Origin of the sequence: Ornithinimicrobium carbonis (assembly GCF_050703245.1) — a bacterium.
Taxonomy (GTDB): Bacteria; Actinomycetota; Actinomycetes; order Actinomycetales; family Dermatophilaceae; genus Ornithinicoccus.
Genome location: NZ_CP192647.1, coordinates 3,048,105 through 3,070,417 on the forward strand (window position 1 = coordinate 3,048,105; position 22,313 = coordinate 3,070,417).

The window sequence follows — 22,313 nt, forward strand, 5'->3', positions numbered from 1 at the left end:
GCCACACGTAGACGCCGAAGATCCCCTCGGCCACTCGCGCGTTGTCCGGACCGCCCAGCTCGACCGGCGCCCAGCCCACGGTCCCCACCAGGGCGACCCCCAGGAGCAGGGTGGTCGCGGCGCCCACGACCGCCGCACCGGCCCGCTGGCCCCGGGAGGTGACCACCGGCACGCCTCCGGCGCGGGTGAGCATGAGCGCCACGAGGAGGAGGACGACGACGGCACCGACGTAGACGAGGAGCTGGACCAGGGCCACCAGCTCGGCGCCCAGGACCAGGTAGCAGCCGGCCAGGCCGACCAGGGCGACGACCAGCCAGAGGGCGGCGTGCACCACCCGTCCGGCGGTCACCGCGAGCAGGCCGGACCCTGCGGTGAGCAGGCCGACGGCGACGAAGAGCACGTCCGGACCGCTCACCGCTCACCCCCCTCGTCCGCGGTGCCGGGCCGGTGCCCCTCGGGCAGGGTGGCGGGGGGAACCTGCTCCATCCAGCCGCCCAGCCGCTCCTTGTCGTGCAGCAGGTTGCGGATGTCCCCCTCGGCGTAGGCGAACTCCGGCGCCCAGAAGAGGGCGTCGAAGGGGCACACCTCGACGCAGATGCCGCAGTACATGCACAGCGAGTAGTCGATCTCGAACCGGTCCAGCTTGTTCACCAGGCGGGGCCGCCCGCGCGGAGCGTCGCCCTCCTGCGGCAGCTCCTCCTTGTGCGAGTCGATGTAGATGCACCAGTCCGGGCACTCGCGGGCGCAGAGCATGCAGGAGGTGCAGTTCTCCTCGAGCAGCGCGATGACGCCGCGCGAGCGCTCAGGCAGCGTCGGCTCCTCGTGCGGGTACTGGCGGGTGTGCGCTCCCCGTGCGAGCACCCGGGCGGTCGTGCGCAGTCCCTTGAGCAGGCCCTTCACGACAGGAACACCACCCCGACGCCGGTGACGGCCAGCTGGAGCAGCGCGACCGGCAGCAGCACCAGCCAGGCGAAGCGCTGCAGCTGGTCCTCCCGAACCCGGGGCCAGGCGACCCGCAGCCAGAGGAAGACGAGCCCGACGGCGGTGGCTTTCAGGAGCGTCCAGAGCACGCCGACAACGCCGACCACGCCGACCACCTCGGCGTCGGCCCACGGCCCCCGCCAGCCACCGAGGAAGAGCACCGTGAACAGCAGCGCCATGACGACCATGCCGGCGTACTCGGCGAGCAGGAAGAAGGCGAAGCGCAGCCCGGTGTACTCCGTCAGCGGGCCGAAGACCACCTCGGAGTCGGCGATCGGGGCGTCGAAGGGGGTGCGCTGCAGCTCGGCGACGCTGGCGGCGAGGAAGACGAAGGCCGCCGGCGCCTGCCACAGGAGCCACCACCAGGACCACTCCTGGACGATGCCGGTCAGCGACACAGGGTGCCCGCGGCCATCGCCACGCTGGCCGCGGCGATCACCAGCGGCAGCTCGTAGGAGACCAGCTGGGCGCCGGCCCGCATGCCGCCGAGCAGGGAGTACTTGTTGCCGCTGCCCCATCCGGCCATGAGGGTGCCGATGACGCCCACGCTGGTCACGGCCAGCACGAGCAGGAGCGAGCCGGGCACGTCGGCGGCGACCCACGAGGCGCCGAAGGGGATGACCGCGAGCGCCACCAGGTAGGGGATCAGCGCCACCGCGGGGGCCAGGCGGAACACCGGCCGGTCCGCGGCGGCCGGGGTGACGTCCTCCTTCTGGACGAACTTGATGCCGTCGGCGACCAGCTGCAGGATCCCGTGCGGACCGGCCTCCATGGGGCCCAGGCGTCCCTGCATGTGCCCCATCACCTTGTGCTCCAGCTGGCCCAGGGCCAGGGGCATGGTGAGGAAGACCGCGAGGACCACCGCGGCCTTCAGGGCGACCTCGACGAGGAGGGGGAGCTCGGACGGCATCGGCGCCACCCTAACCAAGTCGACCGACGGTGCGCTGGCCCCGCGCCGCGCCGGACCCGGCCGGTTCAGGGACGGGAGGGTATGTCGTGCCGGTAGGTCCACGAGGTCAGTGCGGTGCCGAGCATGACCACGAGGACGCCGAGGAAGATGTGCAGCGCCCGCTGGTCGGACTCCCCCAGGCCGAACTGGACGGCGACCGCCAGGGCGAGCAGCACGGCCAGGGTGGTGTTGACCGGTCCGGCGGACCGTCGCAGGACGAGGTAGACGACCGCGGACAGGACCGCGGCCACGAGGGTCACCCAGGCGCCGACCTGGTGGTGACGCAGGTACCTGTCCTGACCGTCCAGGAAGGCGGCCGCCCAGCCGGCCTGGCCGATGAGGCAGCTGAGCACCACGGTCACGGCGCTGCGCAGCGCGACGAGGTGGGGGTGGGGCATCGCCGGCAGACGCATGCCACCACTGTGGCAGAGAGGTCCGCGGGCCACGGTGGCAGACTGGAGGCCCGTCGACGAAAGGTTCCCTCATGTCGAACGCCCTGGTCCGTCCCCGTCGGGGCAAGATCATCGCGGGCGTCTGCGCGGCGCTCGCGGACCGTTTCGGCCTGCCGACGTTCCTGGTCCGGGTGGGCTTCGTGGTCTTCGGGCTGGTCGGCGTCGGCGAGCTCGTCTACCTCGCCCTGTGGATCATCATCCCCAAGGAACGCTGACCGCCACGAGCGGCACGTCGTGCTCGCTCGCCCACGTCTCCCACTCCCCGGCCGTCCGTCGCCCGAACACCTCGGCGAAGGCCTCGTGGGTGGCCTCCACCCCCAGCGCCTCCACGGTCCGGCGCAGGAAGTGCGGCTCGAGCGCGGCGAGGGCGACGTGTCCCTCGGCGGCCGGGTACACCGCATACCCCGGCAGCCCACCGCCCAGCAGACCCCCCGGCGCGGTCAGCCCCCGCACCGCCGGCTCGGCCATCGTCCGGGCCGCGTCCTCCAGGGCCACCTCCCGCCGTGAGCCCTCCCCCGTGCGCCCCCGTCGCAGCAGGGCGGCCAGGGCCTCTCCCACGGCCCGCTCGGCGCCGACGAGGTCGGCGACCAGGGTGGGTGGCACGTCGGGCGGTCGCACCAGGCCGACCGCCGCCTGGTAGGTCAGGTCGTGGCCCGGGAGCTCGGCGCGCTCCCCCGGCGAGCCCACCACGTCGACCTGGCACAGGCCGGGGTGGCGGGCGTGCAGCGTCCCGAAGTCCAGGCCCAGCCTCCGCAGCGCCGAGGGCCGGGACGAGGTGAGGAGCACGTCGGCACCGGCCAGGAGGGCGTCCAGCCGGTCCCGGTCGGCCTCCTGCTTGAGGTCGAGGGTGACCAGCTGCTGGTCGCGGTGCAGGTCGGCGAACCAGTCCGGGTGGTAGTGGTCCAGGGGGTCGCCGCCTGGCGGCAGCACCGTCGTGACCTGCGCCCCCAGCGAGGTCAGCCGGGCCGCGGCGGCCGGCCCCGGCAGGTTGACGGCGACGCTGACGACCCTCGTGCCCTGCAGCGGTGCGTCGCCGGACGACGTCACCGCGGACCCCACGAGGGGTCCGGCACCCCCGGCGGCAGCAGCCTCCGGCGGGACGGTGACCGCCTGGCCCCCGACCCCTCGCCCGGTTCCTTGGCGCCCGGCCACGCCTTGGACGCCCGGGCCGCGAGCACGAAGCTCTTGCGCAGCGGGGTCCCCTCGAAACCCTCGGGCAGCAGCAGCGGACGCAGCCCCTCGCCGGTGCCGTCGTCGAACCCCTCGAGGTCCAGGCCGAACATCTCGTGGGTCTCCCGCTCGTGCCAGCCGGCACCGGGGAAGACGCCGGTGACCGACCCGAGCCGCTGCCCCTCGGGGACCCTGGTGCTCAGCAGCACCCGCCGCAGCCCGTCCTCACCGCGCCGCACGTCGATCAGGTGGCAGACCACCTCCAGGCCCGGACCGTGCTCGTCGCTCGCGTCGGTCTCGTCGACGGCCGAGAGCCAGTCGAAGAAGGCGTACCCCTCGTTCCTGGCCGCGCGCGCCGCATCCACCCACTCCGCCGGCGCGACCCGCCGCAGCTCGACGCTCACGCCGGATCCGTCCCGGGCGCGCGGACCAGCCCGCGGGTGACCTCGCCGGCGGAGACGTCGCGGTCGCCGTAGCGCGCGTGGGCCCGGGCCCGCCCGGGGACCTCGGCGGCGATCTGGCCCTGGAGCTGGACGATCCCGGCGAGCAGCGCCTCCGGCCGCGGCGGGCACCCGGGGACGTAGACGTCGACGGGGATGAGCTGGTCCACGCCCTTGGTCACGCAGTAGGAGTCCCAGTAGGGGCCCCCGGAGTTGGAGCAGGCCCCGAAGGAGATGACGTACTTCGGCTCGGGCATCTGGTCGTAGAGCCGCCGGATCGCCGGCGCCATCTTGTCGGTGACCGTGCCGGAGACGACCATGAGGTCGGCCTGGCGCGGACCCGGCGCGAACGGGATGACGCCCAGCCGGATGAAGTCGTGCCTGGCCGTCGAAGCGCTGATGAACTCGATCGCACAGCAGGCCAGGCCGAAGTTGAACACCCACAGGGAGTACTTGCGGCCCCAGTTGAGGACCACCTGCACCGCCCGGGGTGCGCGCTCCACGGGGGCTCCGACGCGCGGGGTGGGCAGGGCCGTGGAGGTGGGTGGCGCGCCGGCGGCGGGCGGGGGGGTCGCCATCGTCACCACCACCTCAGCAGGCCGCGACGCCACACGTGCAGGAGGGCCACCACCAGGACCCCGATGAAGACGGCCATCTCGACCAGGCTGGCGACGCCGAGCTCGCTGCGGATCACCAGCGCCCAGGGGAAGAGGTAGACCGCGTCCACGGCGAAGATGACGTAGAGCAGCGCGAACACCAGGTAGCGCACGCTGCCCTGCTCCCACCCGCTGCCGATCGGGTCGACGCCCGACTCGTAGGTGCTCAGCTTGGCGGTCGTCGGGTCGCTCGGCGCGAGCAGGCGGCGCACGCCCATGCCGGCGGCCACCAGGGCCACGCCGGCCAGGGTGACGGCCGCGACGACGAGGTACTCACGCATCGCGCCCACCCTAGTCGCTCCCCGCGGGGCGCGGCGGGAGGCGGTGACGCGGGGGTATGCCGTGGGGCGCGCGGCTCAGAAGCGCGGGCGCAGGGGGTAGCCGGTGGCGCCGTCGGCACCGGTGCGGGTGGCCAGCACCTGGTGGAGCTGGATGCCTCCGCGTTCGAAGCTCAGCCGGGAACCGGCCAGGTACAGACCCCAGACCCGGGCGGTCGCCAGGCCCGCCTCGGCCACGCACTCCTCCCAGTGGGCCGACAGGTTCTCGCACCAGGCCCCGCAGGTGCGGGCGTAGTGCTGCCGCAGGTTCTCGTGGTGCTGCACCTCCAGGCCGGCCCGCTCCATCTCGGTGACGATGCGCCCGGACGCCGCCAGCTCGCCGTCGGGGAAGACGTAGCGGAAGACGAAGTCGGTGTGGCTCGCCGGGGCCCGGTCGGGGTCGCGCCAGGTGATGCAGTGGTTGAGGAGGCGGCCCTCGTCCCGGAGCCGGTCGCGCAGGAAGGCGAAGTAGCGTCCGTGGTTGCGCACGCCGATGTGCTCGGTCAGGCCGATCGAGGAGACCGCGTCGAAGCCCCGTTCGGTCACGTCGCGGTAGTCGGCGTGCCGGACCTCGGCGCCCGTCAGCCCGTCGCGCTCGATCGCCTCCTGCGCCCACGTGGCCTGGGCGCGGGAGAGCGTGACCCCGAGGGCCGTGACGCCGTAGTGGCGCACGGCGTGCCGCACCATCCCTCCCCAGCCGCACCCCACGTCCAGCAGCCGCATCCCCGGTTCCAGCCCCAGCTTGCGGCAGACCAGGTCGAACTTCTCCTCCTGGGCCTCCTCCAGGGTGGCGTCCGCCCGGGGGTAGACGGCGCAGGTGTAGGCCATCGAGGGACCCAGCAGCAGCTCGTAGAAGCGGTTGGAGACGTCGTAGTGGTGCTGGACGGCCTCGGCGGCCCGACGCCGACCGTGCCGCAGCCCGTGGGCCAGCTTGCGCACCTCGGAGGGCGTCTCGAGGGCGGGCAGCTCGGGCACCCGCAGGCCCGTGGCGCGGGCCATCCGGAGCAGGTCGGGCACCTCGCGCAGCGGGGGACGCCTCAGGTCGAGCCCGCCGAGCAGCTTCAGCTCCTCGTAGGGGTAGGCCTCGTCCATGCCGTCGACCACCAGGTCACCCTGGAGGTAGGCCCGCACGAACCCCAGCTGCCCGGGGTGCGTGGCGACGTAGCTCAGACCACGGGTGGTGCGGATCCGCAGCACCCGCCCGCCGTCGGGGCCGGCGCACGAGCCGTCCGGGCCCACGACGCGGACCTCCGGCGGTTCCCCGAGCAGCTCGTGGACCGTCCCGGCCACGGTCCGGGACGAGGCGCGGGAGCCGCGGCCTGCCGTCGTCCCGGTGGGCGAGGGCCCGTTCGTCCTCATCGCGCTCGTACCGCCTTGTCGTAGAGGGTGGGCAGGCGCCCGTCGGGGTCGTAGCGCCGCTTGACCGTGCCGTAGGCCGCCCCGCCGTAGCGCTGCTCGAAGGTCGCCTCGTCGAAGAACGACTCCGAGTACAGGCCCTTGTGGCCGCCCAGGGCGTGCACCTGCTCCTCGATGGCCCGGTTGGTGTCCCCGTGGTGGCCCCCGGGCGGGATGTCCACGGCCGACCAGAAGCCGACGTTGACGTAGTCCTCGCCCACGCGCATCGGGTAGAGCGGCCAGGGCGGGCCTCCGCCGGGGGCCGGGGTGGACGTCCGGAGCCGGACCGGGCAGAGCCAGACCGGCTCGATGGGCACCTCGCGCTGGAACCAGCGCAGGAAGTCGGCCGTGCGCGCCAGCGGAATCTCCACGTCCTGGATCACGCGCTCCTGGGGGGCCCGCCCCCGCGCCCGGCGGTAGGCCGAGACCCAGCCGTGGCGCTGCTCGAAGGCCATGATCCGCCAGTAGACGTCGCTGCGCAGCAGCCGGCGTGGCCAGACCCGGCGGACGAGGGGGGCGCTGGGCGCCGAAGGCCCGCGAGCACCAGAACCAGTCGGTGTCCCACCGCCACAGGAAGTCGCGGGCGGTGAGCACGTCCCGGCGGCGGTGCTGGACGGAGCGGTAGAACGGCTCGGCACCCGTGTGGTCGCTGGGCCGCGTGGCGCCCCCGAGGCTGTCCGTCCACCGGGCCAGCGTCAGGTAGGCCTCGGTGGGCCCGAACACGACGCCGTCCAGAAAGTCGACCCGGGCACCGCCGTGGGCCTGCCCGTGGGCCCCCGTGGCCATCACCTCCCCGATCGCCTCGACGACCTCCTCGACGTCCTCGAACCGGAGGTGCTCGAGCACGACATACCTGCTGGTGCGCTCGAGCTCGACGACGAGACCGAGCACGTAGCCCAGGGAGCCGTAGGAGTTGGGCAGGGTCCGGAACAGCTCGGCGTGCTCCCCGTCGGGGGTGGCGGTCACCACCTCGCCCGTCGGGGTGAGCACGTCCATCTCCAGCACCGACTCGTGCGGGAGGCCGGAGCGGAAGGAGGTGGCCTCGATCCCCAGCCCGATGACCGCCCCGCCGACGGTGATGGTCCGCAGCTGCGGCACGACGAGCGGCATGAGGCCGTGGGGCAGCAGCTCGTCCACGAGCTGCTCGTAGGTCGTCAGCCCGCCCACCCGGGCCAGGCCCGCCTGCGGGTCCAGGTCGAAGACCCCCTGGAGCGCGGACAGGTCCAGACCGGAGGGACCGGGGTCCGAGCGCGGCCGGAACAGGTTGGAGGTCCCTTTGGCCAGGCGCACGGGGGCGTCGGGCGGCAGGGCGGCGTAGGACTCCCGGGCGGAGCGCACCGCCGCCTCGTAGCGTTGCGACCGGGGCGGACCCATGGCCGTCATCATGCTCCTCACCGGCCGGCCCCACCACCGGGGGGGCCGGGCGACGTCGCTCCCCGACGCGTCCGGACCGGCAGTCTCGACCCCTGTCCCTCGCGGGTGTGGCGCACCTCTCACTCCGGCGGCGCGTCCGTCGAAAGCCGTCTGCTCGTCGACGCATTCGACGAAGACCGAGGTGGAGATGGAGGCGGTCACCGAAGATCGTTCCGGGCAGATCGGATCTTGTGGGCCGATCGGAAAAGATCGTTCGTCGTCCGCTTTGGGATCCGCCATCCCGCGCGGCTAGCGTGGGACCCGATGAGGACCTCGAGGATCGATCGACGAATGTGCGAGGCGCCGGGCGGGCCACAGCCCCCGGCGTCCCGGCGGCACGACCGCTGACGCCACCGCCCGAGCGTCCCCCTCCCCCGCACAGCACCCTCTGCCCTCCACGCTCCGCCCACCCGCGCCTGCGGCCACGTCGCCGCGCCGCCGGTCGGGCCCGTCGACCTGCCCGTCGTGAGGAACCTTCCGTGATCACCCTTCAGCACATCTCCAAGACCTTTCCCGCCCGCCGTCGCAGCCCCGCCGTCACCGCGCTCGACGACGTCAGCCTGAGCGTGGAGCGCGGTCAGGTCATGGGGGTCGTCGGCCCCTCCGGGTCGGGGAAGTCGACCCTGGCGCGCGTCGTCAACCTCCTCGAGCGTCCCTCCGCCGGCACCGTGACCGTCGACGGGGTCGAGCTGACCGCCCTGCGCCCGCACGAGCTCGACCGGGCCAGGCGCCGCATCGGCATGATCTTCCAGCAGTTCAACCTGCTCGACTCGCGCACCGCCCGGGGCAACGTCGAGCTGCCGCTGGAGCTGGCCGGCGTGGGGACCCGCGAGCGCCGGGCGCGCGCCGCCGAGCTGCTGGAGCGGGTGGGACTGGGCGACAAGGTGGACGCCCACCCGGCCCAGCTCTCCGGCGGCCAGCGCCAGCGCGTGGGTATCGCGCGGGCGCTGGCGCCCCGGCCCACGGTGCTGCTGTGCGACGAGGCCACCTCCGCGCTCGACCCGGTCTCCACGTCCTCGGTCCTGGCGCTGCTGCGCACCCTGACCGACGAGCTCGACCTGACCACGGTGCTCATCACCCACGAGATGGACGTCGTCAAGCGCGCCTGCGACCGGGTCACCCTCCTGGAGGCCGGTCGGGTCGTCGACTCCGGCGCCCTGGGCGACGTCGTCCGGCGGCCGAGCTCGCCCCTGGCCACCCGGCTGCTGCCTCCTCCAGCCGCTCCCGGCGGGGAGCAGGTGGTCGAGGTGATCGTCGGCGCCACCGAGCACGACACGGTGCTCACCGACCTCATCCGCCTCCACGACGTCCGCGTGGCCGTGCTCGCCGGCTCGGTCGAGACCCTGGGCGACCAGCGGTTCGGCCGGCTCCAGCTGCGGGTCGACGGTGCCCCCGAGCAGGTGCGGGCCGCCCTGGACCACCTCGCCGTCCACCAGCACGAGGCCGGTGAGGACGACGGAACCGGCTCCACCGACCCCACCGGTGACGTCACGGACCGTCCCGCCGCCCGCACCCTCGAAGGAGCCCTCGCATGATCGACTGGGACCGCATCGGCCCGGCCCTGTGGCAGGCCACCCTGGAGACCACCTACATGGTCGGCGTCTCCATGGTGCTGGCCGTCCTGCTCGGGATCCCCCTCGGCGTCCTGCTGCTGCTCACCGCCCCCGACGGGCTGACGCCCCGCCGGGTCGTCAACCAGGTCCTCGGGGCCTTCGTCAACGTGGGCCGGTCGGTGCCGTTCATCGTGCTGCTCGTCCTCGTGGCACCGGTGACCCGGCTCCTGACCGGCACGACCATCGGGTCCACCGCCACGATCGTGCCGTTGACCATCGCCGCTGTGCCCTTCTTCGCCCGCCTCGTGGAGGCCTCGCTGCGCGAGGTGGCCCCGGGCAAGGTCGAGGCGGCCCGCTCCATGGGAGCCAGCACCCGGCAGATCGTGCGCGTGGTCCTGCTGCCCGAGGCCCGCCCCGGCCTCGTGGCCGCCGGGACGGTCACGCTCGTGGCCCTCATCTCCTACTCGGCCATGGCCGGCGCGATCGGCGGCGGCGGACTGGGCGACTTCGCCATCCGGCACGGATACCAACGCTTCGACACCGGCGTCACGGTGGCGGTGGTCGTGGTCCTGCTCGTCATGGTCCAGCTGCTGCAGTCCGCCGGGGACCGCCTGGCCCGTCGGCTCGCGCACCGCTGAGCCGGGCGGGCGCCCCATACCCCCTGCCCTGCCCGTCCTCGCCTCCTGACCTCCCCCGTTCTCCCGAGCCCCCAAGGATCCGTCATGCCGTCCTCCGCACCCCGCCGTCCCGCCCTCGTCACCACCGCCCTGGCCGCCGCCCTGGCCCTGTCCGCCTGCGGCTCGGCGAGTGGTGGTGCCGGCTCCGACCCCGGCTCCGACGCCGCCACCGGGACCTCCGACCCGCTGCGGGTCGCCGTCACCCCCGTGCCGCACGCCGACATCCTGGCGTTCGTCGACGACGAGCTGGCCCCGGAGGTCGGCCTGGACCTGGAGATCATCGAGTTCACCGACTATCTCCAGCCCAACTCCGCCCTGGACGAGGGCTCGGTGGACGCCAACTACTACCAGCACGGTGTCTACCTGGCCGACCAGGAGGAGCAGGCGGGCTACGACTTCACCGGGCTGGCCACGATCAGCTTCCAGCCGATGGGCCTGTACTCCAGCACGGTGACGGACCTGGACGCCCTGCCGCAGGGCGCCACGGTCGCCCTCCCCAACGACCCGGTGAACGGCTCGCGCGGGCTGAAGCTGCTCGCCCAGGAGGGACTGATCACCCTGGCCGACCCCGACGCCGCCGTGCCGACCCTGCTCGACGTCACCGACAACGCCAAGGACCTGCAGTTCGAGGAGGTCGAGGCCGCCCAGCTGCCGCGCAGCCTCGGTGACGTCGACGTCGCGGCGGTGCCCGGCAACTACGCGCTCGACGCCGACCTCTCGCCGCAGGACGACGCCCTCGTCGCCGAGGACACCAGCGACACGACCTACGCCAACCAGCTCGTCGTCCGCGCCGGCGAGGAGGAGGACCCGCGCCTGCAGCAGCTGCTGGAGCTGCTCACCTCCGAGGAGGTCCGCCGCCACATCGAGGAGACCTACCGCGGGGCCGTCGTCGCGGCCTTCTGACCCGCACCACCCCGTGGCATACCCACCGCACGGCACACCCGCTCCGCCCCGCGGCACACCCCGACCACCCCATCGACGAAGGAGACCCCATGCGCACCCACCTCCCCCTCACCGCCCTCCTCCCGGCCGCGGCCCTGCTGCTGACCGCCTGCGGCACAGGCACCGCCCCGAGCTCCGGCACGGACGACGCCGACGCCGGGACGGGCCCCCTGACGGTCGGCGTCTCCCCCGTCCCGCACGCCGAGATCCTGCAGTTCGTCGACGACGAGCTGGCGGCCGACGCGGGCCTGGACCTGGAGCTGGTCGAGTTCACCGACTACGTCCAGCCCAACGTCGCCCTCGACGACGGCTCGCTGGACGCCAACTACTTCCAGCACGAGCCCTACCTGGCCGAGCAGGAGGCCGCCGCCGGCTACGACTTCGAGGCCGTCACCCCCGTGCACCTCGAGCCCCTGGGCCTGTACTCCCGAACGCTCGGCTCGGTCGAGGAGATCGGGGACGGCGCGCAGGTCGCCATCCCCAACGACCCGACCAACGGCGCCCGCGCCCTCCAGCTGCTCGCCGACCAGGGCCTCATCACGCTGGCCGACACCGGCGAGGCGTCGGCCACCGTCCTCGACGTGGAGGAGAACTCCAGGAACCTGGACTTCGTGGAGATCGAGGCCGCCCAGCTGCCGCGCAGCCTGCCCGACGTGGACGCCGCCGTGATCAACGGCAACTACGCCATCGAGGCCGACCTGTCGCCGGCCGAGGACGCCATCGCGGCGGAGTCCGCCGAGGGCAACCCCTACGCCAACCTGCTCGTGGTCCGGGCGGGCGACGGGTCCGACCCCCGCGTCGCCGCCCTCGCGGAACTGCTGGGCTCGGCGGAGGTGGCGCGGTTCATCGAGGAGACCTACGCCGGCACGGTGGTCTCCGCCCGCTCCTGACGGGTATGCCGTGCCGCAGGGGCCGCTGGGGCGCACCCACCGGCCCCTGCGGCATACCCGCCCTCCTAGCATCTGATCATGCACACCGGCACCCGCTTCCTCGATCTTGCCGACCCCGCCTTCGACGTGACGGGCACCGAGGTGCGCGACGCCCGGGAGGAGGCCTTCTGGGCGCGGACCAGCTACGGGTACGCGGTGCTGCGGCACGCCGAGGTGACCGCACTGCTGAAGGACCGTCGCTTCCGGCAGGGCAACGCCCGGTGGCCGGCGCAGAACGGCATCTCCTCGGGCCTGTTCAGCGACTGGTGGCAGAGGGTGCTGCTCTCGCTCGAGGGCGAGGACCACCTGCGGCTGCGACGGCTGCTCAACCCGGCCTTCAAGCAGAGCGCGGTCACGCCGATGGTTCCGGGCTTCACCGCGCTGGCGCACGAGCTGGTCGACGGCTTCAGCGGCCGCGGGTCGGTCGAGCTCGTCGGCGAGTTCGCCGAGCCCTACGCCTCCCGCGTCCTGTGCAGGCTCGTCGGTCTTCCGGAGGAGGAGTGGGCCCAGGTCGCGCACTGGGCGGACGACCTCGGCAAGTGCTTCGGCGTGCGGATCCGGGAGGACCTGCCGCGCATCGAGCGGGCGCTGGAGGGGCTCTACGGCTACTGCGACGACGTCGTCCGGGACCGCACCGCCGCCCCGCGCGACGACCTCGTCTCCGACCTCGTGCGCTCCCAGCAGGAGGGCAGGCTGTCGGCCGAGGAGCTGTCGGTCGCGCTGGTCTTCCTCGTCTTCGCCGGCATGGAGACCACCCGCAACCAGCTCGGCCTCGCCGTGCAGACCCTGCTGGCCCACCCCGGCCAGTGGCGCCTGCTGGCGGAGCGGCCGGAGCTGGGCCGCAACGCCGTCGAGGAGGTGATGCGGGTCAACCCCACCGTCACCTGGATCACGCGGGAGGCGCTCGAGGACGTCGACCTCGGGGACGGCCTCGTGCTGCGGGAGGGCGACATCGTGCAGGTGCTCTCGCACAGCGCCGGCACCGACCCGCGAACCCAGCCGGACCCGTCCTTCGACATCACGGTCGAGCACCCGATGCACATGGGCTTCGGGGGCGGCGTGCACCACTGCCTGGGCCACTGGGTCGCACGGATGGACATGGCCGTGGCCCTGCCGGTCCTCGCCGCCCGGATGCCGGACGCCCGTGCCGACGGTCCCGGGGAGTGGCTGCCGGTCTCCGGGAACACCGGCGCGGTCCGCTACCCGCTCGCGTTCACGCCCACCCCCGCCGGGGGCAGGTAGCCGGGCACGAGCCGCGCACCGTTGTGCCACAGGACGTCCCGCAACCAGTCCTCGCCCAGCCCCCAGCGGTGGAGCGCCTCGAGCTGGTGGGCGTAGGGGTAGGGGACGTTGGGGAAGTCGCTGCCCAGCACGACCCTGGACCTCAGCTCGGCGAGACGGCCGAGGAAGCGCGGCGGCACCGGGGCCAGGCGCTCCATGAAGTCGGTGCCGACCATCGTGGTGTCCAGGTGCACCCGGTCGTGGGCCTCGACGAGGTCGGCGAAGGCGTCGTAGTCCGGCATCCCCATGTGCGCGACGACGAGCGTCAGGTCCGGGTGGTCGCCCAGCAGGCGGGCCACCCCCTCCGGGCCGCTGAAGCGCCCCGCCCGCGGTCCGTGCCCGGCGTGGATCACCACCGGCACCCGGGCCCGGGCCAGCACCTCCCACGCCTCGTCGAGCTCCTCGTCGTTGGGGTCCAGGTCGCTGACCACCACGTGCACCTTCACCAGCTGCAGTCCGTCGCCGACGGCGTCCCGCATCTGCTGCGCGACACCGGGTTCGGGGTAGAGGGTCGCGCACCGGAGCACCTGGGGGTGGGCGTCGGCGAACTCGGCGCACCACGCGTTCAGCGACGCCGCCATCCCCGGCCGGTGCGCGTAGGTGAGCGCCGGCACCCGCCGCACCCCGAGGGCCGCCAGGGTCTGCAGCCGGTCCTCGGTGCCGGTGCGGTAGTGGATCGGCCAGGCCACCCCGTAGTGCCGCTCGCCCTCGTCGAAGTAGGCCCAGATCCTTCGCATGAGCCGGTCGGGGTGGAAGTGCACGTGCACGTCCGCCAGGCCCGGGAGACCCAGGTCGCGCAGGTATGCCGCCACCTCGCCGTCCGCGCGCGGTGCCACCGGGGCGGGCCCGGCGCTCATCCGGCGGCCCGGCGCAGCGCGTCGCCGGCCTGGACGCCGTACCCGCCGCCGAAGAGGAGGGCGTGGACGAGCAGCGGCACGAGCTGGTAGACCGCGACCCGCTCGCGCCAGCCGTCGGCGAGCGGCAACTCCTCGACGTAGGCCGCGAACACCCGGCCGCTGAACCCCCCGAACAGCTGCATCATCGCCAGGTCGACCTCCCGGTGCCCGTAGTGCGCGCACGGGTCGATCAGCCAGCTGCGCCCCGCCGGGTCGAGCAGCCGGTTCCCGCCCCACAGGTCGCCGTGCACGAGGGTGGGCGGCTCGGGCGGCCCCAGCCGGTCGAGGTCGATCCGCTCGGCGAGCGCTGCGGTGTCCGGGTCGAGGCGCCCCTCGTCGGCCGCCCGACGGGCGAGCGGCACGACCCGGCGCTCCAGCCAGCTCCCGGCCCAGGAGGGGGTCGGGGTGAGGTCGACGGGACAGGCGCCGAGGTAGGCGGTCGACTCCTCGTCGACCGAGCCGTAGCGCTGCCCCGTGGTCCGGTGCAGGGCGGCCAGCTCGCGGCCGAACTGCTCCTCGGTCGCCGCCGTCCGGCCGTGGCCCTGCGGCACCCAGGCCAGGGTGATCCGCTCCGCGTCGACGGCCAGCACCTGCGGAACCCGCGCCCCGGCCTGCGCGAGCGCCCGCAGGCCGGCGGCCTCGCGCTCGAAGAACCGGGGCGGGGCCCCGGTCAGGGTCTTGGTGAAGACCTCCGTGCCGTCGGGCAGGTGGTCCCGGGCCGGCGTGCCGGTCGGGTGCGCGGAGGTCACGCCCCGCCACCCTCCTCGACGAGCTCATCGGCCAGCTGCTCGACCAGGTCGGCGGCGCCCGTGGCGTAGGCGAGCCAGTCCTGGCCCTGGTCCTGGCGGCGCAGGACCTCCTGCGCCCACCGTTCGCGCGCACCCTCCAGGACCGCGACGGCGGCGGTGCCCCTCCCCTCGCCGGCCAGCTCCTCCCGCAGCGCCCGGACGATCTCGCTCGCCGCGGCGTACCTGCCCTCGTGGAGCTTGTAGGCGGGGAACGGACGGCCGTCGCGGGCCAGCGAGCACGCGCTGGTGGGACCCGCGAGGTCGGTCATCGTGAGGACGGCCTCGGCGCGCAGCTCGGCAGCCCTGGCCTCGATCCGGTCGGCGAGCCCCTCGGGCCCGTTGCCGGGGGCGTTCACGACGCCGTCCGGTGCCGGTCGAGGACCTGCTCCAGGGAGCCGTCGGCGATGGCCGCGACGAGGACGTCCACGGCCCGCTCGATCTGGTCGTACATCTCCACGTAGGCCACCTCGGGTCGCCCCCACGGGTCCGGCACGTCCTGCACCCCCTCCTCGGCGTCGGGGGCGAAGACCCCCAGCCGGACGACCTTGCGGACGTCCTCGGCACGCCGGGCCAGCGCACGGACGTCCTGCTCGTTGGCCTCGTCCATCACCACCACCAGGTCGGCCCGCTCCAGGTCCGCCGGCTCCAGCTGGGCGGCCCGGGTGGTGAGCTCGTAGCCGCGCCGCTCCCCCTCCGCCCGGCTGGTGGGGTGCGGTCGCTCGCCCACGTGGTAGTCGGCCGTGCCGGCCGAGGAGACCCGCACCTCGTCCAGGCCGGCCTCGGACAACCGACGCACCAGCACCGCCTCGGCCGCCGGCGAGCGGCAGATGTTCCCCAGGCAGACCGTCATGATGTGCATGGGCGCCAGTCAAGCAGACGTCGTCGGGCCTCCGGCGGGGCCCCGGACCGCCCCGGAGGGCCCGACCACGGCCCACGTGGGATGCTGGGCCGATGGACGCGCAGGTCAGGGACGTGCTGGTGGCCAAGGAGGCCGAGATCGTCGAGCAGATGACGACGCTCAGCCGACCCATGCAGGAGCAGGGGAGCATCTCCTTCGGCAAGCGGGTCGGCGACGGCACCGCGATGGCCGTGGACCGGCTCACCGCGGTGACGGCCCACGACAACCTGCAGGGCCTGCTCGACGCCGTGCGGCACGCGCAGGCCCGCCTCGATCAGGGCCGCTACGGCGTGTGCGAGGTCTGCGGGAGCTCCATCCCCGCCGGTCGGCTGGAGGCCCGTCCCTGGGCGACGACCTGCGTGGCCCACAGCACCTGAGGCGCACGGCGCCCGGCCCGGCGCCCGCCCCGACCGTCGTCAGCCCCTGCTCAGCCCCCGCCCTGCGGCACCTCCTCGGTGTGGCGCACGGCGTGCTCCAGGAACAGCTGGGCCGAGGGGAGCATCAGCTGGTCGGTCGACCAGGCGATGCCCACGTCGCGGTGGGCCAGGGGGTCGTCCAGGGTCAGCAGCGTCAGGCCCTCGTGCGTGGGGACCCACGCGTCGGGGACGGGCAGGACCGCCACGCCCAGCCCCGCGGCGACGAACGCCCGGGTGGTGGGCAGGTCCTGGCAGACGAGGGCCACCCGGGGGTCGAACCCGGCCCCCCGGCACAGCCGCAGGGCCACCTCCCACAGGTGCGAGCGCGGATGGGTCGCCACGAACGGTTCGGCGGCGGCCTCGGCGAGGTCGAGGTGCGTCCGCCCCGCCCACCGGTGCTCCGGCCCGACCGCCAGCATCAGCGGCTCCCGCACCAGCACCCGCCAGCGGATCGTCCGGTCCTCGGGCGGGCGGGTGGTGAACTCCAGCTCCACACCGGTGGGCCCGCCGACGGCCAGGACCAGCTCCTCCTGCTTGGAGACCAGCTCCACGCCGACCCCGGGATGCGCCCGCCGGAACCCGCTCACCAGCCCAGGCACCAGCCAGGTCCCCAGGGAGGGCTGGAAGGCCAGGCGCACCGTGCCCGCCTCGGGGTCCAGCAGCTGCTGCACCGCGGCCAGCCCGTCGTCGAGCTCGTGGACGGCCGCGTCCACGTGCCGCTTGAACGCCACGCCGGCGCGCGTCATCCGCAGGGTGCGCCCGGAGCGTCCCAGCAGCGGCGTCCCGACCTCGGCCTCGAGCCGGGCCAGGGCACGGGAGATCCCCGACTGGGCCACCGACTCCAGGTCGGCCAGCTCGGTGAGGGTGAGGCCGTCGGCCACCTGCTGGAACCACCGGAGGGTACGCACGTCCATCGACCCATGCTTGCAGAACAAGAGTGATATGTCATCCGTACATTGGACGCATAGTGCCTGTTGAGCCACAATGGGGACATGTCAACAACATCGCAGATGCCCACGACCGCCCAGCGTGCGGAGCTCGCGGCCCTCGCCCAGGTGCCCGTCGTGCTCGGCACGGCCTCCCCGGCCCGCCGCGGCTCCCACCGTCCGCGCCTGGCCTTCCTCGGCCGCACCAACCGTTCGGAGTCGGCGAACGACGCCGCCGTGCCGCCGCGCCGCATCGCCGGCCGCTTCACCCTGCCCCGCTGACCACCGCCACGGCCGGGACGTTCGGCCGCACGACCTACGGAGGCGTAGGGTGATGGGTGACATGTCTTCGACTCAACTCCACCAGCTCGACCGGGTCGTCATCCGTTTCGCCGGGGACTCCGGCGACGGGATGCAGCTGACGGGCGACCGGTTCACCTCCGACACCGCCTCGTTGGGCAACGACCTGTCCACCCTGCCCAACTTCCCGGCGGAGATCCGGGCCCCCCAGGGGACCCTGCCCGGCGTCTCGAGCTTCCAGCTCCACTTCGCCAACCACGACATCGCCACCCCCGGCGACGCCCCGGACGTCCTCGTCGCGATGAACCCGGCGGCGCTGCGCGCCAACCTGGGAGACCTGCCCCGCGGTGCGACCCTCATCGTCAACAGCGACGAGTTCGGCCGCCGCAACCTGGCCAAGGTGGGGTACAGCGCCAACCCTCTGGACGACGGGTCACTGACGGACGCCGGCTACCACGTCCACGCCCTGCCCCTGACCTCCATGGCGGTCGAGGCGCTCACCGACTTCGAGCTGACCCGCAAGGAGAAGGAGCGGGCCAAGAACATGCTGGCCCTGGGCCTGCTGTCCTGGCTCTACTCGCGGGACACCAGCGGCACCGAGGCCTTCCTGCGGGCCAAGTTCGCCCAGGCGCCGGACGTGCTGGAGGCCAACCTGGTTGCGCTGCGGGCGGGGCACGCCTACGGCGAGACGACCGAGGACTTCGCCGTGCGCTACGAGGTGGCGCCGGCCCCCATGCGCCCCGGCACCTACCGGACGATCACCGGCAACCAGGCGATGGCCCTGGGCCTGGTCGCGGCCGCCCGGCGCGCCGGGCTCCAGCTGGTCCTGGGCTCCTACCCGATCACCCCCGCCTCCGACGTGCTCCACCAGCTCTCCGCCCTCAAGCACCTGGGCGTGACGACCCTGCAGGCCGAGGACGAGATCGCCGCCGTGGGCATGGCCCTCGGCGCCTCCTTCGGCGGGGCGCTCGGTGTGACGACGACCTCCGGGCCCGGGCTGGCCCTCAAGAGCGAGACCATCGGGCTGGCGGTCTCCACCGAGCTGCCCCTCGTCGTCGTGGACATCCAGCGCGGCGGCCCCTCGACCGGGCTGCCGACCAAGACCGAGCAGGCCGACCTGCTGCAGGCCATGTACGGCCGCAACGGGGAGTCCCCCGTGGCCGTCGTCGCCGCGAGCTCGCCCAGCGACTGCTTCGACGCGGCCCTGGAGTCGGTCCGCATCGCCACCACCTACCGCACGCCCGTCATCCTGCTCTCGGACGGCTACCTGGGCAACGGGTCGGAGCCGTGGGCCGTGCCGGACGTGGCCTCCCTGCCCGACCTCACCGTGGAGAAGGCCACCACGCCCAACGCGGTGGACGAGGCCGGCGAGCCGGTCTTCCACCCCTACCTGCGCGACGAACGCACCCTGGCCCGGCCGTGGGCCGTCCCGGGGACCCCCGGCCTGGAGCACCGGATCGGCGGCATCGAGAAGGCCGACGTCACCGGGCACATCTCCTACGACCCGGCCAACCACGACCGGATGGTCCGGCTCCGCCAGGCCAAGATCGACCGGATCGCCGACACGGTCCCGCCCCTGGAGGTCGAGGACCCCGACGGTCGGGCCCGCGTGCTCGTCCTGGGCTGGGGCTCCACCTACGGACCCGTCGCCGCCGCCACCCGGCTGGTGCGCAGCTCCGGAGCGCCGGTCGCCCGGGCCCACCTGCGGCACCTGAACCCGTTCCCGGCCAACCTCGGCGAGGTGCTGCGCAGCTACGACCGGGTGCTGCTGCCGGAGATGAACCTCGGCCAGCTGGCCCTGCTCCTGCGCGGGCGCTACCTGGTCGACGTCCGGTCGCACACCGCCGTCCGCGGCCTGCCCTTCACGGCGGCCGAGCTGGCCGAGGTGATCCACGCACACCTGCTGGAGGTCACCGAGGGGTCCGAGGAGGGACGCCGCTCATGAGCACACGCACCACCGACATCGGTATGCCGTCGCGCGGGGGCACCGCGGGCGTGCCCGCCCTGCAGGACGGGTCCGCCCAGACCAAGAAGGACTTCACCTCCGACCAGGAGGTGCGCTGGTGCCCCGGGTGCGGCGACTACGCCGTGCTCGCGGCGGTCCAGGGGTTCCTGCCCGACCTGGGGCTGCGCCGGGAGAACATCGTCTTCGTCTCCGGGATCGGCTGCTCCAGCCGCTTCCCGTACTACCTGGACACCTACGGCATGCACTCCATCCACGGGCGCGCCCCGGCCATCGCGACCGGCCTGGCGACCGCCCGGGAGGACCTGTCGGTGTGGGTCGTCACCGGTGACGGCGACGCGCTCTCGATCGGCGGGAACCACCTCATCCACGCGATGCGCCGCAACGTCAACCTGACGATCCTGCTGTTCAACAACAAGATCTACGGGCTGACCAAGGGCCAGTACTCCCCCACCTCCGAGGTCGGCGCGGTCACCAAGTCCACGCCGGCCGGCTCCGTGGACCACCCGTTCAACCCGGTCTCCCTGGCGCTCTCGCGCCGAGGCCAGCTTCGTGGCCCGCACGATGGACTCCGACCGCAAGCACCTCACGGAGGTCCTGCGCCAGGCCGCGGAGCACCGCGGCACGGCCCTGGTGGAGATCTACCAGAACTGCCCGATCTTCAACGACGGTGCCTTCCAGCTGCTCAAGGACCGCGACGAGGCGACCGCCCGCCTGGCCCACCTGCGCGCCGGCGAGCCGGTGCGCATCGGCGACGGTGAGGACGCCCGCGTGGTGGTGCGGGAGGACTCCGGCCGGCTGGCCGTCGTCCCCGAGACCGACGCCGACCCCGCCCGGGTGGTCGTGCACGACCCGACCGACCCGGACCCCTCGACGGCCTTCGCCCTGTCCCGCCTCGACGACGCGAGCATGCAGCACGTGCCGATGGGCGTCTTCCGCGCGGTGAGCCGCCCCACCTACGACGACGGTGTGCGGGCGCAGGTGGCCGCGGCCGTGGCCGCTGCCCCGCCGGCCGGAACGCCTGACGAGAGAGCTCGCCGCGCTCCTGCGCGGCCGGGACACCTGGACGATCGACGGCACCCGGGCCGGCCAGGTCGAGCAGACCCTCGCCGGCGAGACCACCGAGGGACCCATCCCCGCGGCCGGCGACGCCCTGGTCGAGGAGCGCGAGGAAGCGCTGGACGAGGAGTGACCGAGGCGCGCCGTCGGCAGGAGGGCACGGCCGCCGGCTTCCTGGCCTACCTGCTCTGGGGCGCCTTCCCGCTCTACTTCGCCACGCTGCGACCGGCCGGACCGTGGGAGATCCTGGCCCACCGCATCGTGTGGACCCTGCTCTTGTGCGCGCTCGTCCTGCTGCTCACCCGCGACGTGCGCTGGCTGGCCGACCTCGCGCGCCGGCCCCGGCGGGCCGGCGGGGTCGCCCTGGCCGGGCTGCTCATCGCCGTCAACTGGGGGGTCTACACCTACGCGGTCCTCAGCGGGCACGTCACCGAGGCCGCCCTCGGCTACTTCCTCAACCCCCTGGTCACCGTGGCCCTCGGCGTGGTGGTCCTGCAGGAGAGCCTGCGTCGTGCCCAGTGGGTGGCCGTGGGCGTCGGCGGGATCGCCGCGGTCTACCTGACCGTGGACTACGGCCGCCCCCCGTGGATCTCGTTGGTCCTGGCCGTGAGCTTCGCCTCCTACAGCCTGCTGAAGAACCGGCTGGGCATCTCCCTGTCCCCCATCCGCAGCCTGGCCGGCGAGTCGCTGGCCATCCTGCCGGTCGCGGTCGTGGTCCTCGTGTGGCTCTCGGCACGGGGGGAGACCACCTTCCTGGCGCACGGCGGCGTGCACACCCTGCTCATGGTCTCCACCGGGGTGGCGACGGCGGTCCCGCTGCTCCTCTTCGCCGCGGCGGCCAGCCGGGTGCCGCTGTCGACCATCGGCCTGCTGCAGTTCCTCACCCCCGTCCTGCAGCTGATGACCGGTGTGCTCCTCCTCGGTGAGACCGTGCCGGCCTCGCGCTGGGTCGGCTTCGCCATGGTCTGGCTCGCCCTGGCGGTGCTGACCTGGGACATGGCCAGGCACGTGCGTCGGTCCGTGCGCGCCCGGCGGGACCTGGTCGAGCCCGCCCCCTGAGACCGGGGTATGACGCACCTCACAGGTTCGTGCACTCAGGGCAATTTTGCACACCGTGCACGTCCGCGTATCCTGTGGGGGTGACCGAGCCGACCACCGCGGGCAGGGCACCGGCCGACGCACCGGCCGGTCGGCGAGAGCTCAACAAGGCCCGCACCCGCGAGGCCGTCGCCAGCTCTCTGCGCACGCTCCTGGTGCGCCACCCCGTCGCCGACATCACCGTCGACCAGGTCGCCGAGGGGGCCGGGATCTCCCGCCGCACCTTCTTCAACTACTACGGCGGCATCGCGGCCGTGCTGGCCGACGTCATGCGCGGGCACACCACCCACCTGGTGGAGGGGCTGCAGACCGATCCCCTGGGCGAGGACCCGGTCGCCTCGCTACGCCGCGTGCTGCGGGACCGGGGCCTGTCCGCGGAGTTCCTCACCTGGATGGCCGCCCTCAACTGCCACGGCTCCACGAGCGAGACCGCGGTGCTCGTCGAGCGTGCGGTCTGGACCGACCTGGGCGACTGGTTCCGCGGCCTGCTCGTCGAAGCTCTTCCCGCCGAGGTCGACCCGGTCTACGTCGCCACCCTCGCCGACGCCGTCATGAGCGCCTTCGCGGCGGCCGAGCAGCCCTGGCTCGCCCGGCTCGACGGCCGGGTGGACCTCACCGCCGAGGACGTCACCGCGTTCCTCGAGCACCTCGACCGGGCGCTGGGCTACGTCGCCGACGGCTGGGCCCTGCCGACCGCACCGGGCCCCTGACCGGACGACCCGCGCCGGACCCCACCGCGGGGCCCAGGACCACGCCCGGGTCGCCCGGACCCCGCCGGGGCACGACCACCGGGCCCGCCCACGCCATACCCCTC

The 22,313-nt window shown here is 73.8% G+C and carries 27 protein-coding genes and 2 pseudogenes; 12 read left to right on the plus strand and 17 right to left on the minus strand.

Translation table 11 applies throughout. The features are described from left to right. Positions 1-7: 7 nt before the first annotated feature. The 5 genes and pseudogenes from ACQ95T_RS15305 to ACQ95T_RS15325 form a co-directional block, all read right to left on the minus strand. Positions 8-415, minus strand: a pseudogene (locus ACQ95T_RS15305) (NADH-quinone oxidoreductase subunit J family protein); the annotation flags it as partial. Continuing rightward, positions 412-900, minus strand: a complete 489-nt coding sequence (locus ACQ95T_RS15310; protein WP_425944132.1) for a 4Fe-4S binding protein — start codon at positions 898-900, stop codon at positions 412-414. The pseudogene ACQ95T_RS15305 and the gene ACQ95T_RS15310, both read right to left, overlap by 4 nt. Then, positions 897-1,379 (minus strand): complex I subunit 1/NuoH family protein, encoded by a 483-nt coding sequence (locus ACQ95T_RS15315; protein ID WP_431473060.1) that lies wholly within the window; start codon positions 1,377-1,379, stop codon positions 897-899. Before ACQ95T_RS15315 ends, ACQ95T_RS15310 begins: the two co-directional genes overlap by 4 nt. Beyond that, entirely contained in the window at positions 1,370-1,891 is a 522-nt protein-coding gene (locus ACQ95T_RS15320; RefSeq protein WP_431473061.1) for a complex I subunit 1/NuoH family protein, read from the minus strand. Before ACQ95T_RS15320 ends, ACQ95T_RS15315 begins: the two co-directional genes overlap by 10 nt. A gap of 65 nt (positions 1,892-1,956) precedes the next feature. Further along, the gene (locus ACQ95T_RS15325) at positions 1,957-2,343 is read right to left on the minus strand and encodes a hypothetical protein (protein ID WP_425944136.1); all 387 of its coding nucleotides are present in this window, start codon (positions 2,341-2,343) and stop codon (positions 1,957-1,959) included. 71 nt (positions 2,344-2,414) lie between these two features. On the opposite strand from ACQ95T_RS15325, the gene ACQ95T_RS15330 reads away from it, so the two are divergent. Beyond that, the gene (locus tag ACQ95T_RS15330; protein WP_425944138.1) at positions 2,415-2,597 is read left to right on the plus strand and encodes a PspC domain-containing protein; all 183 of its coding nucleotides are present in this window, start codon (positions 2,415-2,417) and stop codon (positions 2,595-2,597) included. Here ACQ95T_RS15330 and ACQ95T_RS15335 read toward each other — a convergent pair. The 7 genes and pseudogenes from ACQ95T_RS15335 to ACQ95T_RS15365 form a co-directional block, all read right to left on the minus strand. Continuing rightward, positions 2,578-3,429 (minus strand): CoA transferase, encoded by an 852-nt coding sequence (locus tag ACQ95T_RS15335; protein ID WP_425944140.1) that lies wholly within the window; start codon positions 3,427-3,429, stop codon positions 2,578-2,580. The two genes, ACQ95T_RS15330 and ACQ95T_RS15335, sit on opposite strands and share 20 nt — an antisense overlap. After that, a complete protein-coding gene (locus ACQ95T_RS15340) occupies positions 3,426-3,956 on the minus strand; it encodes an NADH-quinone oxidoreductase subunit C (protein ID WP_425944142.1) in 531 nt (176 codons plus the stop codon). The genes ACQ95T_RS15335 and ACQ95T_RS15340 overlap by 4 nt, the downstream gene beginning before the upstream one ends. Next, entirely contained in the window at positions 3,953-4,570 is a 618-nt protein-coding gene (locus ACQ95T_RS15345) for an NADH-quinone oxidoreductase subunit B (RefSeq protein WP_425944144.1), read from the minus strand. The genes ACQ95T_RS15340 and ACQ95T_RS15345 overlap by 4 nt, the downstream gene beginning before the upstream one ends. Before the next feature lie 2 nt (positions 4,571-4,572). Continuing rightward, the gene (locus ACQ95T_RS15350; protein ID WP_425944146.1) at positions 4,573-4,929 is read right to left on the minus strand and encodes an NADH-quinone oxidoreductase subunit A; all 357 of its coding nucleotides are present in this window, start codon (positions 4,927-4,929) and stop codon (positions 4,573-4,575) included. Positions 4,930-5,004: 75 nt separating this feature from the next. Beyond that, complete coding sequence (locus ACQ95T_RS15355; RefSeq protein ID WP_425944148.1) at positions 5,005-6,324, minus strand: class I SAM-dependent methyltransferase; 1,320 nt, start codon at positions 6,322-6,324, stop codon at positions 5,005-5,007. Further along, positions 6,321-6,815: a hypothetical protein gene (locus tag ACQ95T_RS15360; RefSeq protein WP_431473920.1), complete on the minus strand. Its 495-nt coding sequence runs from the start codon at positions 6,813-6,815 to the stop codon at positions 6,321-6,323. The genes ACQ95T_RS15355 and ACQ95T_RS15360 overlap by 4 nt, the downstream gene beginning before the upstream one ends. A gap of 562 nt (positions 6,816-7,377) precedes the next feature. Next, positions 7,378-8,013, minus strand: a pseudogene (locus ACQ95T_RS15365) (FAD-binding protein); the annotation flags it as partial. A 239-nt stretch (positions 8,014-8,252) separates the two neighbouring features. On the opposite strand from ACQ95T_RS15365, the gene ACQ95T_RS15370 reads away from it, so the two are divergent. The 5 genes from ACQ95T_RS15370 to ACQ95T_RS15390 all read left to right on the plus strand — a co-directional run bounded on the left by ACQ95T_RS15370 (position 8,253) and on the right by ACQ95T_RS15390 (position 13,116). Next, positions 8,253-9,308 carry a methionine ABC transporter ATP-binding protein gene (locus tag ACQ95T_RS15370; RefSeq protein WP_425944152.1) on the plus strand — a complete coding sequence of 352 codons (1,056 nt, stop codon included), beginning with the start codon at positions 8,253-8,255 and terminating at the stop codon, positions 9,306-9,308. Next, entirely contained in the window at positions 9,305-9,964 is a 660-nt protein-coding gene (locus ACQ95T_RS15375; protein ID WP_425944154.1) for a methionine ABC transporter permease, read from the plus strand. The genes ACQ95T_RS15370 and ACQ95T_RS15375 overlap by 4 nt, the downstream gene beginning before the upstream one ends. Before the next feature lie 84 nt (positions 9,965-10,048). Further along, entirely contained in the window at positions 10,049-10,906 is an 858-nt protein-coding gene (locus tag ACQ95T_RS15380) for a MetQ/NlpA family ABC transporter substrate-binding protein (protein WP_425944156.1), read from the plus strand. A gap of 89 nt (positions 10,907-10,995) precedes the next feature. After that, positions 10,996-11,835 (plus strand): MetQ/NlpA family ABC transporter substrate-binding protein, encoded by an 840-nt coding sequence (locus ACQ95T_RS15385; RefSeq protein WP_431473062.1) that lies wholly within the window; start codon positions 10,996-10,998, stop codon positions 11,833-11,835. Positions 11,836-11,913: 78 nt separating this feature from the next. After that, positions 11,914-13,116: a cytochrome P450 gene (locus ACQ95T_RS15390; protein WP_425944160.1), complete on the plus strand. Its 1,203-nt coding sequence runs from the start codon at positions 11,914-11,916 to the stop codon at positions 13,114-13,116. Here ACQ95T_RS15390 and ACQ95T_RS15395 read toward each other — a convergent pair. From ACQ95T_RS15395 to ACQ95T_RS15410, 4 genes are read right to left on the minus strand one after another with little or no spacing between them, the layout of a single operon-like run. Next, on the minus strand, positions 13,074-14,012 hold the full coding sequence (locus ACQ95T_RS15395; RefSeq protein WP_425944162.1) for an amidohydrolase family protein: 939 nt from the start codon (positions 14,010-14,012) through the stop codon (positions 13,074-13,076). The genes ACQ95T_RS15390 and ACQ95T_RS15395 overlap by 43 nt on opposite strands. Beyond that, positions 14,009-14,800, minus strand: a complete 792-nt coding sequence (locus ACQ95T_RS15400; RefSeq protein ID WP_425944165.1) for a fructosamine kinase family protein — start codon at positions 14,798-14,800, stop codon at positions 14,009-14,011. The genes ACQ95T_RS15395 and ACQ95T_RS15400 overlap by 4 nt, the downstream gene beginning before the upstream one ends. Next, on the minus strand, positions 14,797-15,195 hold the full coding sequence (locus tag ACQ95T_RS15405) for a hypothetical protein (protein WP_425944167.1): 399 nt from the start codon (positions 15,193-15,195) through the stop codon (positions 14,797-14,799). Before ACQ95T_RS15405 ends, ACQ95T_RS15400 begins: the two co-directional genes overlap by 4 nt. Then, positions 15,192-15,698 carry a low molecular weight protein-tyrosine-phosphatase gene (locus ACQ95T_RS15410; RefSeq protein WP_425944169.1) on the minus strand — a complete coding sequence of 169 codons (507 nt, stop codon included), beginning with the start codon at positions 15,696-15,698 and terminating at the stop codon, positions 15,192-15,194. The genes ACQ95T_RS15405 and ACQ95T_RS15410 overlap by 4 nt, the downstream gene beginning before the upstream one ends. A 92-nt stretch (positions 15,699-15,790) precedes the next feature. Here ACQ95T_RS15410 and ACQ95T_RS15415 point away from each other — a divergent pair, with 92 nt between their 5' ends. Next, positions 15,791-16,114: a TraR/DksA family transcriptional regulator gene (locus ACQ95T_RS15415; RefSeq protein ID WP_425944171.1), complete on the plus strand. Its 324-nt coding sequence runs from the start codon at positions 15,791-15,793 to the stop codon at positions 16,112-16,114. A gap of 50 nt (positions 16,115-16,164) precedes the next feature. Here ACQ95T_RS15415 and ACQ95T_RS15420 read toward each other — a convergent pair whose 3' ends face one another. Further along, positions 16,165-17,067 (minus strand): LysR substrate-binding domain-containing protein, encoded by a 903-nt coding sequence (locus ACQ95T_RS15420; protein ID WP_425944173.1) that lies wholly within the window; start codon positions 17,065-17,067, stop codon positions 16,165-16,167. Positions 17,068-17,145: 78 nt separating this feature from the next. Between ACQ95T_RS15420 and ACQ95T_RS15425 the strand changes: the two genes are divergently transcribed. The 5 genes from ACQ95T_RS15425 to ACQ95T_RS15445 all read left to right on the plus strand — a co-directional run bounded on the left by ACQ95T_RS15425 (position 17,146) and on the right by ACQ95T_RS15445 (position 22,209). Further along, positions 17,146-17,361, plus strand: coding sequence for a hypothetical protein (locus ACQ95T_RS15425; RefSeq protein ID WP_425944175.1), 216 nt, complete (start codon positions 17,146-17,148; stop codon positions 17,359-17,361). A 61-nt stretch (positions 17,362-17,422) separates the two neighbouring features. Next, positions 17,423-19,324, plus strand: coding sequence for a 2-oxoacid:acceptor oxidoreductase subunit alpha (locus tag ACQ95T_RS15430; RefSeq protein WP_425944177.1), 1,902 nt, complete (start codon positions 17,423-17,425; stop codon positions 19,322-19,324). Continuing rightward, on the plus strand, positions 19,321-20,103 hold the full coding sequence (locus tag ACQ95T_RS15435) for a 2-oxoacid:ferredoxin oxidoreductase subunit beta (protein ID WP_431473063.1): 783 nt from the start codon (positions 19,321-19,323) through the stop codon (positions 20,101-20,103). Before ACQ95T_RS15430 ends, ACQ95T_RS15435 begins: the two co-directional genes overlap by 4 nt. A 163-nt stretch (positions 20,104-20,266) precedes the next feature. After that, complete coding sequence (gene rarD / locus ACQ95T_RS15440) at positions 20,267-21,460, plus strand: EamA family transporter RarD (protein ID WP_431473841.1); 1,194 nt, start codon at positions 20,267-20,269, stop codon at positions 21,458-21,460. 80 nt (positions 21,461-21,540) lie between these two features. Beyond that, entirely contained in the window at positions 21,541-22,209 is a 669-nt protein-coding gene (locus ACQ95T_RS15445; protein WP_425944183.1) for a TetR/AcrR family transcriptional regulator, read from the plus strand. The last annotated feature ends 104 nt before the right edge of the window (positions 22,210-22,313 follow it).